Source organism: Natrinema sp. H-ect4, assembly GCF_041894845.1.
GTDB lineage: Archaea > Halobacteriota > Halobacteria > Halobacteriales > Natrialbaceae > Natrinema.
Genome location: NZ_JBHDYC010000007.1, coordinates 111192 through 126647 on the forward strand (window position 1 = coordinate 111192; position 15456 = coordinate 126647).

General features: G+C 63.2%; 14 protein-coding genes. 9 read left to right on the plus strand and 5 right to left on the minus strand.

Translation table 11 applies throughout. The features are described from left to right. Window position 1: 1 nt before the first annotated feature. The 3 genes from ACEWFR_RS10865 (at window position 2) to ACEWFR_RS10875 (ending at window position 2831) form a co-directional block, all read left to right on the plus strand. Window positions 2–1171, plus strand: coding sequence for an ABC transporter ATP-binding protein (locus ACEWFR_RS10865; protein ID WP_374061042.1), 1170 nt, complete (start codon window positions 2–4; stop codon window positions 1169–1171). Beyond that, window positions 1164–2498, plus strand: coding sequence for an ABC transporter ATP-binding protein (locus ACEWFR_RS10870; RefSeq protein WP_374061043.1), 1335 nt, complete (start codon window positions 1164–1166; stop codon window positions 2496–2498). The genes ACEWFR_RS10865 and ACEWFR_RS10870 overlap by 8 nt, the downstream gene beginning before the upstream one ends. A gap of 177 nt (window positions 2499–2675) precedes the next feature. Then, window positions 2676–2831, plus strand: a complete 156-nt coding sequence (locus ACEWFR_RS10875) for a hypothetical protein (RefSeq protein ID WP_374061044.1) — start codon at window positions 2676–2678, stop codon at window positions 2829–2831. Window positions 2832–2942: 111 nt separating this feature from the next. On the opposite strand, the gene ACEWFR_RS10880 is transcribed toward ACEWFR_RS10875, so the two are convergent. The 3 genes from ACEWFR_RS10880 to ACEWFR_RS10890 form a co-directional block, all read right to left on the minus strand. After that, a complete protein-coding gene (locus ACEWFR_RS10880) occupies window positions 2943–3449 on the minus strand; it encodes a hypothetical protein (RefSeq protein WP_098724985.1) in 507 nt (168 codons plus the stop codon). Between the two features lie 71 nt (window positions 3450–3520). Beyond that, window positions 3521–3703 (minus strand): winged helix-turn-helix transcriptional regulator, encoded by a 183-nt coding sequence (locus tag ACEWFR_RS10885; RefSeq protein WP_374061045.1) that lies wholly within the window; start codon window positions 3701–3703, stop codon window positions 3521–3523. A gap of 201 nt (window positions 3704–3904) precedes the next feature. Next, entirely contained in the window at window positions 3905–4066 is a 162-nt protein-coding gene (locus ACEWFR_RS10890; protein ID WP_176548145.1) for a hypothetical protein, read from the minus strand. A gap of 135 nt (window positions 4067–4201) precedes the next feature. Between ACEWFR_RS10890 and ACEWFR_RS10895 the strand changes: the two genes are divergently transcribed. From ACEWFR_RS10895 to ACEWFR_RS10920, 6 genes are all read left to right on the plus strand, one after another. Next, window positions 4202–5056 carry a CBS domain-containing protein gene (locus tag ACEWFR_RS10895; RefSeq protein WP_374061046.1) on the plus strand — a complete coding sequence of 285 codons (855 nt, stop codon included), beginning with the start codon at window positions 4202–4204 and terminating at the stop codon, window positions 5054–5056. Continuing rightward, window positions 5049–6815 (plus strand): glycine--tRNA ligase, encoded by a 1767-nt coding sequence (gene glyS / locus ACEWFR_RS10900; protein WP_374061047.1) that lies wholly within the window; start codon window positions 5049–5051, stop codon window positions 6813–6815. The genes ACEWFR_RS10895 and glyS overlap by 8 nt, the downstream gene beginning before the upstream one ends. A 351-nt stretch (window positions 6816–7166) precedes the next feature. After that, a complete protein-coding gene (locus tag ACEWFR_RS10905; RefSeq protein ID WP_098724989.1) occupies window positions 7167–7751 on the plus strand; it encodes a dolichol kinase in 585 nt (194 codons plus the stop codon). 148 nt (window positions 7752–7899) lie between these two features. Continuing rightward, window positions 7900–9084: a nitrate/nitrite transporter gene (locus ACEWFR_RS10910; RefSeq protein WP_374061048.1), complete on the plus strand. Its 1185-nt coding sequence runs from the start codon at window positions 7900–7902 to the stop codon at window positions 9082–9084. A 317-nt stretch (window positions 9085–9401) separates the two neighbouring features. Beyond that, the gene (locus ACEWFR_RS10915; protein WP_374061049.1) at window positions 9402–10259 is read left to right on the plus strand and encodes a hypothetical protein; all 858 of its coding nucleotides are present in this window, start codon (window positions 9402–9404) and stop codon (window positions 10257–10259) included. A 754-nt stretch (window positions 10260–11013) separates the two neighbouring features. Continuing rightward, window positions 11014–13464: a DEAD/DEAH box helicase gene (locus ACEWFR_RS10920; RefSeq protein ID WP_374061050.1), complete on the plus strand. Its 2451-nt coding sequence runs from the start codon at window positions 11014–11016 to the stop codon at window positions 13462–13464. Window positions 13465–13483: 19 nt separating this feature from the next. Here the strand turns inward: ACEWFR_RS10920 and ACEWFR_RS10925 are convergent, their stop codons facing one another. Together ACEWFR_RS10925 and ACEWFR_RS10930 are read right to left on the minus strand one after the other, a co-directional pair. Beyond that, complete coding sequence (locus tag ACEWFR_RS10925; RefSeq protein ID WP_374061051.1) at window positions 13484–14341, minus strand: phosphatase PAP2 family protein; 858 nt, start codon at window positions 14339–14341, stop codon at window positions 13484–13486. Between the two features lie 312 nt (window positions 14342–14653). Next, on the minus strand, window positions 14654–15397 hold the full coding sequence (locus ACEWFR_RS10930; protein WP_374061052.1) for an Sjogren's syndrome/scleroderma autoantigen 1 family protein: 744 nt from the start codon (window positions 15395–15397) through the stop codon (window positions 14654–14656). Window positions 15398–15456 lie beyond the last annotated feature (59 nt).

The following is a 15456-nucleotide window of genomic DNA, read 5'->3' on the forward strand; positions in this document are numbered from 1 at the left end:
AATGAGCACGGAACCACTCCTTCGCGTCGAGAATCTCACGACGCAGTTCTTTACGGAAACCGGTACAGTACGCGCCGTCGACGGTATCTCCTTCGAGATCCGCGAGGGCGAAATCGTCGGCCTCGTCGGAGAAAGCGGCGCCGGCAAATCGGTCGCCTCGATGAGCCTCTTGCGGCTCGTCGAAAACCCCGGCGAGATCGTCGGCGGCGAAATCACCTACAAGGGCGAGACCATCGTGGGCTTCGAAGAGGGGCCCGATGGGGAGCGTCGAGAGCGCGACGACATGCTCTCGAACGAGGAGATCCGGACCCGAATCCGGGGCAACGAGATCGCGGTGATCTTCCAGGATCCGATGGAGTCGCTCAACCCCGTCTTCACCGTCGGCGGCCAACTGCGGGAGTTCATCGAACTCAACCGCGGGCTCTCCGAAGGCGAGGCGAAAACGGTGGCGATCGACATGCTCCGGGAGGTCGGCATCCCCGATCCCGAGCAGCGGTACGAGGAGTACCCCCACCAGTTCTCCGGGGGGATGCGCCAGCGCGTGCTGATCGCGATGGCGTTGGCCTGCGAACCGAGCCTCATCATCGCCGACGAGCCGACGACGGCCCTAGATGTCACCGTCGAGGGACAGATCATCGACCTCGTCGACGAGCTTCAGACGAAGTACGGGACGAGCTTCCTCTGGGTCACCCACGATCTCGGCGTCGTCGCCGAGATCTGCGACCGGGTAAACGTCATGTACCTCGGCGAGATCGTCGAGCAAGCGCCGGTTGACGAGCTATTCTACGACACGAAACACCCATACACCGATGCCCTGTTGAACTCGATTCCCCGGCCCGATCGAACCGTCGACGAGCTCGAGGCGATCGAGGGAGTGATGCCGGAAGCGATCGACCCGCCGTCGGGCTGTCGGTTCCATCCGCGCTGTCCCGACGCGCGGGCGGTGTGCAAGCGAGTTCATCCCGACGCGAAGCGAGTCGCCGACGCCGACGGCGAACCGCATCGGGCGGCCTGCGTGAAACACGACGTCTTCGACGTCGGCTACGACGAGAGCCCGCCGCTCGAGGGGGCGGCGGGGACCGATCGGGCGGCGGCCGAAAACGTCGACGAGCCGGAATCGATCGCACCGAATCCGGCCAGCGACGAGAGCGGAGGTGAGGGCCATGAGTAGCGGCATTCGAATGGACGAGGAGAGCGGCTACGAAGGAGAGGAGACGCTGCTCGAACTTGAGGGCGTCTCGAAGTACTTCGCACAGGAGTCGGGGCTGCTCGCGGGCGTGCAGTTCGATCCGAGCCAGTTTCCGCCGATCAGCGTCGACCGGGAGACCGTCGAGGCGGTCGACGACGTTTCCCTCGAGATCCAGCCCGGCGAGACGCTCGGGCTCGTCGGTGAGTCCGGCTGCGGCAAGAGCACGCTCGGGCGGACGGTCCTGCGCCTGCTCGAGCCCACGGAGGGAGACATCTACTTCAAGGGGGAGAACCTGGCCGACCTCGGCGGCGAGGACCTCCGGCGGACGCGTTCGGATATGCAGATGATCTTCCAGGATCCCCAGTCCTCGCTCGATCCGCGGATGAAGGTCGGCCAGATCATCGAGGAGCCGATGAGGGCCCACGACATGTTGGACGACGAGGGGCGAGAAGCGCGGGCGAAGGACCTCCTCGAGAAGGTGGGGCTCGATCCGCGCCACTACAACCGGTTTCCCCACGCGTTCTCCGGCGGGCAGCGCCAGCGCATCAATCTCGCGCGAGCGCTGTCGGTCGATCCCGATTTCGTCGTCTGCGACGAACCCGTCTCGTCGCTGGACGTTTCGATCCAGGCGCAGGTGCTGAACACGATGGAAGAACTCCAGGAGGAGTTCGGCCTTACCTACCTCTTCATCGCCCACGATCTCTCGGTGATCCGTCACATCTCCGACCGGGTGGCGGTGATGTATCTCGGACACATCGTCGAGTTAGCGGAGAAAGAAGAACTGTTCGAGAACCCCCAGCATCCCTACACCCGCGCGTTGCTCGAGTCGATTCCCGTCCCTGACCCGCGGGAAAACGGTGCGCGCGGCGTGCTCGAGGGTGAAGTCCCGAGTCCGGTCGATCCGCCCTCGGGCTGCCGGTTCCGCACGCGCTGTCCGCGCCTGATCGCGCCCGACGAGTACGACTGGACCGGCGAGGAGTGGGAACGGACGCGGGCGTTCATGCGGGCGGTCAAACGACGGACGTTCGAACCGATGCCCGCCGTCGAGATACGGACCGAGTTCTTCGACGGCAACCTGCCGCGAGGCGAGGCGGGATCGATCGTCGAAGAAGCGATCGACCTCGTCGCGGCCGATCGTGGGGCAGACGACGGGGACGACGATGAAACGGACCGCTGGGAGGCGGCGACGGAGCTGCTGCTCGAGTCCTTCGCCGAGCGGAGCGTCTGCGCCCGCGAGCGCCCGGCGTACGAACTCGAGGCCGAGCACGGCGACGGGGAGCATCTGGCGGCCTGTCACCTGCATCGGTGACGGGCGGGACCCGCTCGAGATTCGTCCCTCCGAACGGTTCTATCGGTTGTTCGTGGGCGAGTCTCGAGACGCGACGCAACTGTGTGAGACGTTCACTAATCGCTCGATAGCCAATCATCCAACACGGTCGATCATCGCAATAATGTTTAAAGGGTTGCCGGCATTATTAACTCATGTATGAGTAAAGTACTCGCCATTCTGGCAACGCACACGAAAGCCGGCGCAAAGGTACAGCGAACGATCGAACACTCGCCCTCGTTCTCGGGCGTCCAGACGAGCGAGAACGGCCGTCCCGAAACGCAGGTTTCGCCGGGCGGGTTCCTGACGGGGTAGTCCCGATACCCCGGAAGTGATCTCTCGCTATGGATACCCGTGCGCGGACCCGGCACCGAAACGATCGGGAGTTTCTTTCGAAACCGACGACGTTGCGGGCGGTCACCCGACTCAGTCGAACACCGACGACGGATGCTCGACATAGAGATCCTGTTCTGTCACCCGCCGGTAGAGTTCGTAGAGCGTCTCAACCGCCGTCTCGTCGGGGTCGAATCGAACGTGTGGAGCGGCGTAATAGCCGCGACAGCTGACGAGGAAGAAGTACAGCGTCCGGTGATGATCGGGCGTCGCGTCGACGACACCCAGCGATCGACCGCCCAGATCGTCCGAAAAGTCGTTGAGCATCGCCGCGATATCGTCCTGCAACTGCTCGTCCGGGCGATACTGCGGCAGTCCAAACGTTCGTTGCATGTACGTCGTCGCCGCCTCGAGAACCGAGTTCGAGTCCCAGCCGGTCGGATCGACGCTCTGGAAGGTTTCGTACAGCGCGAGTGTTCGTGAGAGTTCTTCCCGGGTAACCGCGATCGGCATGACCGGCTCGCCGCGCGGGAGCGAGTAGTCGGGAAACGTGTGCGAATCGGGGGCCGGAAGCTGCGCGAACACCTGCTCGAGCGACATGTGCGAACGTATGGCACAGGTAGTCAAACTGTTACCGGTGTGCGACTGGCCACGCGGAATACCGGCGGAGGTTATTGGTCCCCGTTGGCGGCCCGCTCGAGGAGCGGTTGGAGTCGACGGCAGCGTTCGTCGCCGTTGTCGGCGTACTCGACACGCGGGGGACTCTCGGCGTAGCGCTCCCGGTCGAGATAGCCGGCGTCGACCAGCTCGTCGAGTCGGCTCGAGAGCGTCGAACTGCTCGCGTCGTCGAACACGTCCCGGCGGCGACGAACGCCGACCCGGCGCTCGAGGATGCCTATACTTCGATCTGTCCAGTAGTTACTGCGTTTCCGACTCGGAGCGCGTACGAACAGTGGGCGGCCCAGACGGCGGTCGCAACCGCTGGTATGCCGATATCGGCCGCAACGGGGGTCGCGACCAGTCTCGCCGACGACTACTCCCATTTCCCTCCCCAGTTATCGCCAGGCCGGCAGCGTCGGTGCGTCGTCCGCCTGCATGGAAAGCCAGGCACCGTCCGCGGAGATATCCGCGATAACGTACTCGTCGCTCGCGGCCGTCGAATCGATCGAACCGACGATGGTATCGTCGGACGTCATGGCGTGGGGGTTCGTCGCCATGTTAGTGAGTGACAACCACTGACATATAAACTCATCGGATCGAACTGTCCGTTCTCGATACCGATCAGAAATCGGACGAGTTCTCCGGTCTCTGAAACACTGGGTTTATACTCATTTTCGCCGTACCGTGGAGATATGAACGTAGCCGACGCGATGACGCCCCGCGAGGACGTGGTAACTGTCGACCTGCCGGGGACCCGAACTGACGTGCTCGAGTACCTGCAAGAACGATCGTTCTCGTCCGTGCCGGTCGTCGAAGAGACCGACGACGGGCTCAAGTACCGGGGTCTGATCTCGCGGGAGACGCTGATCGAACGGCCGGACGAGGACCAGTTGGTCATCCTGATGAACGAGGACGTGCCAACGACGACTGCCGAGACGAGTCTCGCGGACGTCGCGCGAACGATGGTGGAAGCTGGCGCGCGCCGCGTCCCGGTCGTCGACGGACAGTTCGAGGGGATCGTCACGGTGACAGACGTCATTCACGCGATCGCAACGGGCGATCAGGCGACCGACGGCACCGTCGAGTCCCACGCCAGCGAGAACGTAAACACGACCTACGAGGGCGCGCCCCTCCCCGTCGCCGAGCGGGAACTCTCGTACGCGAACGTCCCCTACACGATCGCACTGGACGACGAGGGCCGGATGAACGGCGTCCTCACGGAAGTCGACATCATCGACGTCGCCCGGATCGTCGAGGGCGAGGAGGAGACGGGCGACAACTTCGGCGATCAGGACGACGACTGGTCCTGGGAGGGGATCAAGGCCGTCGGCAGCCGCTATCTCCCCACGCGGGATATCGAGATTCCGACGGGGCCGGTCCGAGGGTTCATGAGCGACGACATCGTGACGGTCTCGGGCCAGACGACGATTCAGGAGGCTGCACAGCGGATGATCAGCAACGATATCGAACAGATTCCGATGGTCTCGGGCGAGGACCTCGCCGGCATCGTCTGCGACGTCGATCTTCTGGAGGCGCTATATGAGTGAGCACGAAAGCGCCGAGGAACCGACGAGCGAGAAACTGGTCGAACTGGCCAAACGGCGGGGCTACTTCTTCCAGTCCTCCGGCGCGTACGGCGGCGTCGGCGGCTTCTACACCTTCGGCCCGCAGGGCGCGGCGCTGAAGGGCAACGTCGAGAACGCCTGGCGCGACCGCTTCGCGCTCGCGGAAGGCAACATGGAGATCGACGCGCCGACGATCATGCCCGAACCCGTCTTCGAGGCCTCGGGCCATCTGGATGGCTTCGACGACATGCTCGTCGAATGCCCCGAGTGCGGCGAGAGCCACCGCGCGGATCACGTCGTCGAGGACAACACGGAGTACGAGGACGCCGAGAGCCTCCCCATCCCCGAAGTCGAGGACGTCATCGCCGAGTACGAACTCGTCTGCCCGAACTGCGGTGCGGGGCTGGCCGGTCAGGCCGTCGACTCGTTCAATCTGATGTTCGCGACGAACATCGGTCCCGGCGACTCCGATCCAGGCTATCTGCGCCCCGAGACGGCGCAAGGGATCTTCGTCGAGTTCCCGCGGCTCAAGGAGTACGCGCGCAACCAGCTTCCCTTCGGCGTGACCCAGATCGGCCGTGCCTACCGCAACGAGATCAGCCCTCGCCGCTCGATCATCCGCACGCGGGAGTTCACACAGGCCGAACTCGAGTACTTCATCGACCCCGAGGCCGACGAACCGGACCTCTCGAGCGTCGAAGACGTCGAAGTGACCCTCTACCCGGCCAGCGAGCAGAACGAAGACGGCGGGAAGGCGTTCGAGACGACGATCGGCGAGGCGGTCGAGGAGGGCATCATCACCGACCAGTGGGTCGCGTACTTCCTCGGCGTCGCGAAGCCGTGGTACGAATCGATCGGCGTCGACATGGACCGGTTTCGGTTCCGTCAGCACCTCGCGGGCGAGCGGGCTCACTACGCCAGCGACTGCTGGGACGCCGAAAGCGAAATCGATGGCAACTGGATCGAGATGGCCGGCTTCGCCCACCGCGGCAACTACGACCTCTCGAAGCACGCCGAACACTCCGGTGACCGATTCACGATCTTCCGGCAGTATGACGAACCCAAGACCGTCGAGCGTGCCACGGTCGATCCCGATATGAGCTATCTGGGACCGGAGTTCGGCGGCGATGCACAGGCCGTCGTCGGCAAACTCGAGGACCTGGCGGCCCGTGACCGCTCCGCGTTCGACGGCGACACGGTCGAGATTGACCTCGAGGGCGAGACCCACGAGATTCCCGTCGGGAAGACCGGCTTCTCGGTCGAAGAGCAGACCGAAGCGGGCGAGCACGTCACCCCCCACGTCGTCGAACCCTCCTTCGGCGTCGACCGGACGGTTTACACCGTCCTCCACCACGCCTATCGCGAGGACGAGGTCGCCGACGAGGAGCGCACCTTCCTCGAGCTCGAGCCGGAAGTCGCACCCACGTTCGTCGGCGTCTTCCCGCTCCAGAGTGACGACGAACTCGAGGCCGAAGCCGAAGCGATCGCCGAAGCCCTGCGCGAGGCGGGGCTGTCGGTCACCTACGACGACTCGGGGAACATCGGGCGGCGCTACCGCCGGCAGGATGAGGTCGGCACGCCGTTTTGCGTGACGGTCGACTACGAGAGTATTGAGCAGGAAGACGGCGGCGTGACGGTCCGCGAGCGCGACTCGACCGAGCAGAAGCGGCTCCCGATCGACGAGTTGCCCGAGACGCTGTCGGCGATCCGCGCCGGCGACCTCGAGTTCGACGAATTGTAGGGGATACATCACCAGTATTGGCGATACGCGAGACTATTCTCCGTGAGCGAACGAAGTGAGCGAGCGGGCCGACGACCGATGTGGAGAGCGCGGCGCTCCGCGCCGCGCATGGCGAACGGCGCAAGCCGTAAACCGGGCCCCGAAGGGGCCGAAACGGAGGGAGGAGTGCTTTTGATCAACCTTTTACCGAGGGACGCCACGCTGGTGGCGTCGCCACCAGCGGGGCCGACCGTCGTTCGAGACGGCGAAGCCGTCTCGTGATCACGAGAGAGCGAAGCTCTCTCGAACGACAGCGTAAAAGGTTGGAATTGATCGACGGACTGAAGGTCACCTCCCCCGAGGCACGAAGTGATGGCTGACGAACTGAAGCGGCGACTCGTCCACGCCAGTGGCTCTGGGTTGGTCGCCCTCTACTTGCTCGCCGACTATCTCGAGGCCGGGCTTACGTGGCCCCGATTCAAGGTTCTCATGGTCGCCATCGCGACCGGCGCGCTCGTCCTCGAGTTCCTGCGGCTTCGGATCGGACTCGACTGGCGACTCTACGACGTACTGACTCGCGAGTACGAGCAGGACAATCCCGCCGGCTACGCCCTGTACATGATCAGCATGGCTATCGTCGTCGTGATCTTCCAGCAGGATATCGCCCTCCCCGCGATGTTGATGCTCTCGCTCGGCGATCCGATCAGCGGGGCCGTCTCGGACAACACCCTCCAGCGGGTCAAGCCGCCGAAGGTGCTCATCACGATGTTCCTCGTCTCGACGGTTATCGCGATCCCGTTCCTCCCGATCGGCGTGGCGCTGGTCGCCGCCCTGGGCGCGACCCTCGCCGACGGCGTCACCCTCGAGATCCGCACCTACATCATCGACGACAACCTGACGATACCGATCTACGCCGCCTGTCTGGCGTGGGTGGCCCTCGAGTTCGTGCCGTTGTGACCGCGCGAGCTGCCGACGGCGACGACAGCGGCAGTGACCGGTTCCGATATCGGCAAGGTCGTACCGTTCTGGGTCGCTCAAGACCGTCACCGACGAATGGGTGAATCAATACGTGTCTCCCCCGGAAACAAGGAATCGGCTGTCGTCCGTGCGGTCCTTCCTGACGGACGGCCGCGGCGATATTCTGGTCGCCGTCGCCGCCGGCTGGTTCCTCTCGATCGGCGTCCGACTGGCCTACCCCGTCCTGTTGCCCTATCTACGAGAATCGTACGGGCTCGACCTGACCACGGCCGGGCTCCTGTTGACCGCGCTCTGGCTCTGTTACGCGCTGGGGCAGCTCCCAAGCGGTCTGCTCGCCGACCGGTTCGGTGAGGGAAACGTCCTCGTCGCGAGTACCCTGCTCTCGGCGGTGACGCTCGGGCTCGTCGCCGTCGCCGGCTCCGCGCCGGTGGTATACCTCGCGACCGGGGCGTTTGGCTTCGGAACGGCGCTGTACGGCGTCGCCCGTTTCACGACGCTCTCGGACGTCTACCCCGACAACGACGGCACTGCGATCGGCGTGACGATGGCGGCGGGACAGGTCGGAAACACGCTCTTGCCGCTCGCGGCCGGCGGGATCGCCTCGGCGTTCGCCTGGCAGTACGGCTTCGGCCTCGCCGTCCCCGCCTTCGCACTCGTGGCGGTCGGCCTCTGGTTCGTCGTTCCCGCACGCACCTCCGGCGCGACCAGCGCCGTCGACAGCGTCTCCCTCGAGACGGTCCGGTACGTCCTCTCGGAGCTGCGCCGACCCGAGATCGTTACCGTGACCGCGATCCAGATCCTGACCTACTGCGTCTGGCAGGCGTTTACGGGCTTCTATCCGACCTATCTGATCCAGATCAAGGGCGTTTCCCAGGGCGTCGCCACCGGGCTCTTCAGCGCGTTCTTCGCGATGGGGATCCTCGTCCAGCCGCTGACGGGCCAGCTGTACGACCGGTTCGGGATCCGGAAATCGCTCCCGCCCGTACTGGGCGTCGTCGTGGTCTCGCTGGTCGCGCTGCCCGTCCTCGAGGGGTTCTGGCCGATCGTCGTCGGCACGGTCTTCCTCTCGAGCATTCTGGGCTACGGGACGATCACGCTGCCGTACATGACCTCGGCGTTCCCGTCGGATATGCAGGGGACCGGCCTCGGATTCCTGCGGACCGTCTACATGACGATCGGCGCGGTGAGCCCGGTCGCGTTCGGCGCGCTCGCCGATCGGGGCTACTTCGACGAGGCGTATCTTGCGCTGGCCGGGCTGGTCGTCGTTGCGGTGGGGTTGACGTGGTGGCTCCCGCCGCTTGCGGAGGAGTGACCGCCTAATCCGTCGATCGAGCCGCGACGACAGCGTGTTGAATCTCGTATAAAATCGACGCCGATAGCGTCGGTGATCCTCGCAACGTCGAAGCCGGAGTCAAACCGACGAGTCGTTCGTCGATCCGGATAACCAGTTCACCGTATCTCGTGATCGTAGCGTTGCGTTTCAGAATCTAAAGCTGATCGAACGATGATCTGGTCAATTATCTCGTGGATACCACCACCATTGTAACCATCATAATTATAGTTGTACGGATTTAACTAATATGATAACGATGAGAAGATTTATATTTTAATCAGATAATAATATGGTGGATGGAAGACAATACTAGTCGAGATGGAATCCATCGTCGTAATGTCCTCCGAACTACCAGTGCAACGATTGGCAGCGGCCTGATCCTCGGTGCGACTGGAACTGCCAGTGCGAAGGAGAGCGGTTCTGACCGGAGCAACGGTGACGAGTTCAATTGCAGTGGAGAAGACATCAGCAGAAAGCGGGTCGAAACTGAAGATAATGCTACAGTGGTTATCATCGAAGTATCTGGAAAGAAATACCTATTCAGAGAAGCCGAGAAATATAGGCATTCGAACGGCCCGTCCACGCAATCAACGTACGAAGCCACGAAGAGTGGCCATCCGCTGGAGTTCGGGGAGATCGATACGGCGGTCACCGCGAGCAACATCAGCACTACCGGCGGAATAGAAGCACAAGGGCCTGACTTCACGCCGGAGAACTTCATCGAGGATTACGATGTCGATACCAAGAAAATCTCCGACTCCTGTGGAGACATTGCGTTCAATAACCACAGCGCGGTCGAATTCCACCTCCAGGGTGGAGGTGCGTTCAGCAGTATCGGGGTCTCAGGCCTTTCAGCCCTGGTCTGCTACGTGGCTGGTGCTGCCGGTTCCATCCCCACGGGTGGATGGAGCGGAGCGGCCGCCGCAGTCGGCTGTGGAGGGTTCGCTGCTGCGGTGGACCAACTTATCGACCTCGAAATGATTCCAAACAAGGCTTCCATGACAGTGTCGTACTGGGACAAAGACGAAGAGTATCCTTTCGGCGTGAACACCAGCCCAACGATAATGATGGGGGTCGCGGGCGGCTACTACAAGGATTGGGACGAGATGGGAGCTAGCAAGGAGTTTGATTATAACGTTCACCTACCAGTCTAAGGAACACATCACCAGAAGATTTTTCATCCAGAATGGTGGAAACTAACCATGGGTAGCAGGGATGTAACTCGTCGCGATAGATGGCGATATTCTGTCATTTTCGTATTATTAACGGTAGTGTCGGGCGTCGTCTGTTTTGTGCAGGGATTCTCTATAAGTTGGGTAGTCATTCTCGTCAGCATCGGGATGGGAGGAGTATTGAGTACTGCTCTTGGTGTCGTGAAGGGGCGTCCGCTGTTCGAGCTTCCGTTGGCGCTAGTGTGGGTGGCTGCACTAACAATTGCCTTTATGGAAGAGTCGCTACGACCCGGTGCCGTCGCCTTACACGCATCCGGGGCTATACTCACATTGTACGAGGTATATAAGTAGTCAGAGAAACAGAAGTACTACTCAGTTCTCCTGCCGAAATGGATAGCAGCCCGATGGACACATGATCGTTCTCGAACGATACGACGTACTAACGGGTGCGGTAGATCCTCGAGGCCTTCGTTTCGTTCAGTCGTCGATAAGTGTGTGTCGAAGAATCGATCGGCGGCTCGATAGAGACGCTTCCGGAGCCACCAGTCGGTGGCACAGTATCGTTCTCGGTCCGAGCATGACCCTGGGGTTCAGACAGTTCCAGCGACAGGGACGATCGTATCGTAGAACGTTGTGCACACACCACTGAGGAAGCCAATCACAATGCAATACACGGGAGTTACACTTCCACCGTGCTTTCTCAACGCTTAACCGCGGCCGCGTCGAACCGCCGGCAATGGCAGCACAGGACGAGGAACCGCCCTCGATCGAGCATCCGCTGCTCGAGCCCGAGTTCCTCGAGCGCCGACTCTATCAGCTGAAACTCGCGGGCACGGCCGCAAACTACCACACGCTCGTCTGTCTCCCGACGGGACTCGGGAAGACGACGGTCAGCCTGCTCGTGACGGCGCGGCGACTCGAGGAGGTCGGCGGCAAGTCGCTGATGCTCGCGCCGACGAAACCACTCGTCCAGCAACACGCGGATTTTTACCGGGAAGCGCTCCAGATACCGGCTGAGGAAATCGTCGTCTTCACCGGCGACGTGAGTCCGGACGACCGCGCGGCGATGTGGGAGGAAGCGACGGTCGTGATGGCGACCCCGCAGGTGATCGAGAACGACCTCGTCGGGAGTCGAATTTCGCTCGCGGACGTGACCCACATCACGTTCGACGAGTGCCACCGCGCGACCGGCGACTACGCGTACAACTACATCGCCGAGCGCTACCACCCCGACGCGAAGCAACCACTCGTTACCGGGATGTCGGCCTCGCCCGGCGGCGACGAGGAGGCCATCCTTGAGGTCTGTGAGAACCTCGGGCTGGACGAAGTCGAGGTGATGACGGAAGAGGACGCCGACGTCGAGGAGTTCACCCACGACACCGACGTCGAGTGGGAACGCATCGACCTCCCCGAGGAGGTCCTCGAGATTCGGGACGCGCTGAACGAGGTCATCAAAGAGCGCCTCGAGAAGCTCAAAGAGCTGGGCGTCGCGAGTTCGACCCAGCCCGACCAGTCCCAGAAGGACCTGAATCGGATGCGAGCGGAGTTACAGGAACTGATCAACAACGACCAGTCGGAGGGGTTCGAGGGGATGTCGATCCACGCCGAGGTGATGAAGCTCCGGCAGGCAGTCACCCTCGTGGAGACACAGAGCGTCGAGGCCCTCTGTCGGTATTTCGATCGCCAGCGCAATCAGGCTCGGTCGTCGGGCGCGTCGAAGGCGAGCCAGCGAATGGTCTCGGACCCGCGAGTCCGCGAGGCCATGCGGAAGGCCGAGAGTTTCGACGAGATCCACCCCAAGTATAGCAAGACTCGCATGCTGCTCGCCGAGACGCTGGGGCTCGAGGGCGGCGAGCGCGTGATCGTCTTCACCGAGTCCCGCGACACGGCGGAGGCGCTCACCGAGTTCCTGTGCGAGAGCTTCGACGCGAAGCGGTTCGTCGGACAGGGCGACCGCGAGGGCTCCGACGGGATGACCCAGAACCAACAACAGGAAGTACTGGACGAGTTCCGGGCGGGCGAGTTCGAGGTGCTCGTTTCCACCTCGGTCGCTGAGGAGGGGCTGGACGTCCCGGAGGTCGACCTCGTACTCTTCTACGAACCCGTCCCAACCGCGATCCGGTCGATTCAGCGGAAGGGGCGGACCGGTCGCCAGTCCGAGGGGCGCGTCGTCGTCCTCATGGCCGAGGACACCCGCGACGAGGCCTACTTCTGGATCTCCCGGCGCCGCGAGAAGGAGATGGAGTCGGAACTCCGCGACCTCAAGGGGATGGCCGACGACCTCGCGGACGAACTCGACGACTCCCAGCAATCGCTGGCCGATTTCGAGGCCGCCGACGAGAGCGAAGCGGAAGTGAACGACAGCGTCGCTGACCCCGACGCAGTCGGTGGGTCTTCCAGCGGAAGCGAGGGGGTTGCGGGGCAGCCCGGATTGCAGGAATTCGGGCCCGAGAACTCGGAAGCGAGTAGCGATGACGATGACGGAGACGACGCCGACGGCGAGGTCGAAACCCACGAACCGCACGCCGAGGGCGAGACAGTTGCCGTCGTCGCCGACCAGCGCGAGATGGACGCGAACATCGCTCGCGACCTCTCGCGGCGCGAGGAGTACGAGATCAGCCTCGAGACGCTTTCCGTCGGCGACTATGTCCTGTCGGATCGCGCCGTCGTCGAGCGAAAGTCCGTCGCCGACTTCGTCGACTCGCTGGTCGGGGGTGACCGGTCAGTCTTCGAGCAGGTCGGCGCAATGGCTCGCCACTACTCGCGGCCGATCGTCGTCGTCGAAGGCGAGGGGCTATACGAACAACGGGACGTCCACCCGAACGCGATCAGGGGGGCGCTCTCGAGTCTCGCCGTCGACTTCGGTGCGAGCGTGTTGCGGACCGAAAGCGAAGACGATACGACCGAACTGCTGGCAGTGATCGCCGGCCGAGAACAGTCGACCGCCGACCGGGAGGTGTCGGTCCACGGCGAGAAAGGGACCAAGACCCTGAGCGAGCAACAGGAGTACGTCGTTGCCTCGATCGCCGAGATCGGTCCCGTCACCGCGCGCTCGCTACTCGAGGAGTTCGGTACGGTCGAAGGCGTGATGATCGCGACCGAAGACGAGTTGCAGGCGGCCGACGGCGTCGGACGGGTGACCGCCGAGCGGATTCGGGAGGTTATCGGCAGCGACTACACCGGCTGAGTCCGACTCGGCCCGCGGCTCAGTCGCTTGCTTCGGAGGTGATCCCGTCCTCGCTCTCGTCGCCGATGGGAGCGGGGCCCGGTCTCCCCTCCACGCGGGTGACGATCCAGTCGGCAATCCAGACGGCTCCGACGCCGAGGACGATGCCCGCGAGGACATCGATCAGCCAGTGGATCCCGAGGTACATCGTCGAGAAGACGACGCACGCGGTCACGAACGACGCGATCGGAACCCACCGCGGGTATTCGTTGCGCGACCGCCAGGCAAACACCAAGACGACAACTGCCAGCGACGTGTGCAGTGACGGGAAGACGTTCGTGTTCGACGACACTGCCGACGTCATCGTCTGAGCCTGCGGATAGAAGTCGTACATCAGCCCGGAGACGGACGACAGGTGGTTTCGCGGCCCGTACGCGATAAACAGCGTGTAGAAGATCGTCCCGATAAAGTAATTCAACAGGTATGCGATGAGGAGTTCCTTGAGGTGGCGCTGGGACGGCAACAGGAAGTAAAGAATCGGTGCGGTTACCAGCAGGAACGGGAACCCGAACATGTACATCGCCGAGAAGAACTCCAGCGTGGCCTCGGGGACGATATCCTGAAGAACGGCCACGAACTCCCCTTCGACGGCGTATATCTCCGCGGTGATGTCCCAGTCGAGAGCGTATGAGATCCGTTCACTCTGGCCGGTCGTTGCCCGCTTTGCCAGGAAGAACAGGGCCGCCGCGCCGAGATACGGCGCCGTCTCGAGGAATCGGTGATCGAGTTCAGCCGCCGTCCGACTGATAGCGGTCCGATCGAGGCAGGTCGCACAGGTTCCTATGAGTCCGATGCAAACGACGAGTACCGTGAGCGTGACGACGAATCCAAGTGCCATCGTTAGTTTCTCCCAAGTTCGTGGTTCGACGGGTGACTTCGGTCTGTGGGCCGGTAGCACGGAGGGCGGAGGGAAATAGCTACCTGAACCACGGCGCGCGCAATCGGCCGATCTGGCCCGTCGATGAGTGTCAGTAGAGTATACGTTTTTTACTAAATATATATCTATTGATGTAGAGATCCGTGTCCGGATCGACTCTCACGCCAGAACGGTACGCGACGACACCCCGGGAGGACCGACAAGTGAGCTTTGGTCGGTGGGACCACCAGTCGAGAGCCGTCAACGCAGAGCCAGCAGTACCGGCCAGCGTCATCAACGGAGGGTCGACAGCGTCTCGCCGGCCTCGCGTGCCGCCTCGAGACAGTCCCGGGCATACCGGGGGTCGTCGGCGGCGGCGGCCTCCGCGGCGAACTTCTCGAGCGTGCGGACGAGCGCGTCGCGTGCGGTCTCGAGGTCGCCCTCGACCGACGGCGGGGTTACTGTCGAGGGCGACCTCGACCCGCCGCTCGAATCGGACGTCTCGGATCGCGGCTGACGGACCCCCTCGTCGGTTCGTCGCCGGCCGGCAGCGGTCGGTTCCCCGTTGGCGTCGGCTGCACGGCCAGCCTCGGAGTCGGCAGCGTCGACCGTGTCCGCGGTCGTCGCATCGGCCCTCGCCGGACGGTCGCGACCGTCGTCGACCGGCTGGTCCGTCGCAGACTGCCCTGCAGCGGATTGGTCCGTCGTAGACTGCCCTGCAGCGGGCTGTCCCGTCGCGGGCTGCTCCGCAGTCGACTGTTCCGTCGCGGGCTGTCCCGCCGTTGGCTGTTCGTCGGCCGGTTGCGCCTCGAGTCCCGTCCCCTCGACGGCGTCGGGATTGCCGTGACAGCTGGGGCAGAACGTGGTGCCCTCGTGCTGGAAAAGCGGGTCCCCGCAGGTGCCACAGTGAGCGTTTGTCATCGTCGCGCCCTTGAGCAGCAGATCGCTCATCCGCTGGGTCGCCTTGCGCTCTTCTTTGTCCTGCTCGTACTTCTCTCGAAGTTTCTCGCGCTCGGCTTCCTTGTCGAAGTCGCTCATGTCCGTCTAGACGTTTCGAAGCGTCGAAAAAGCTGCGACAGCCGACCGTCACCGATTCG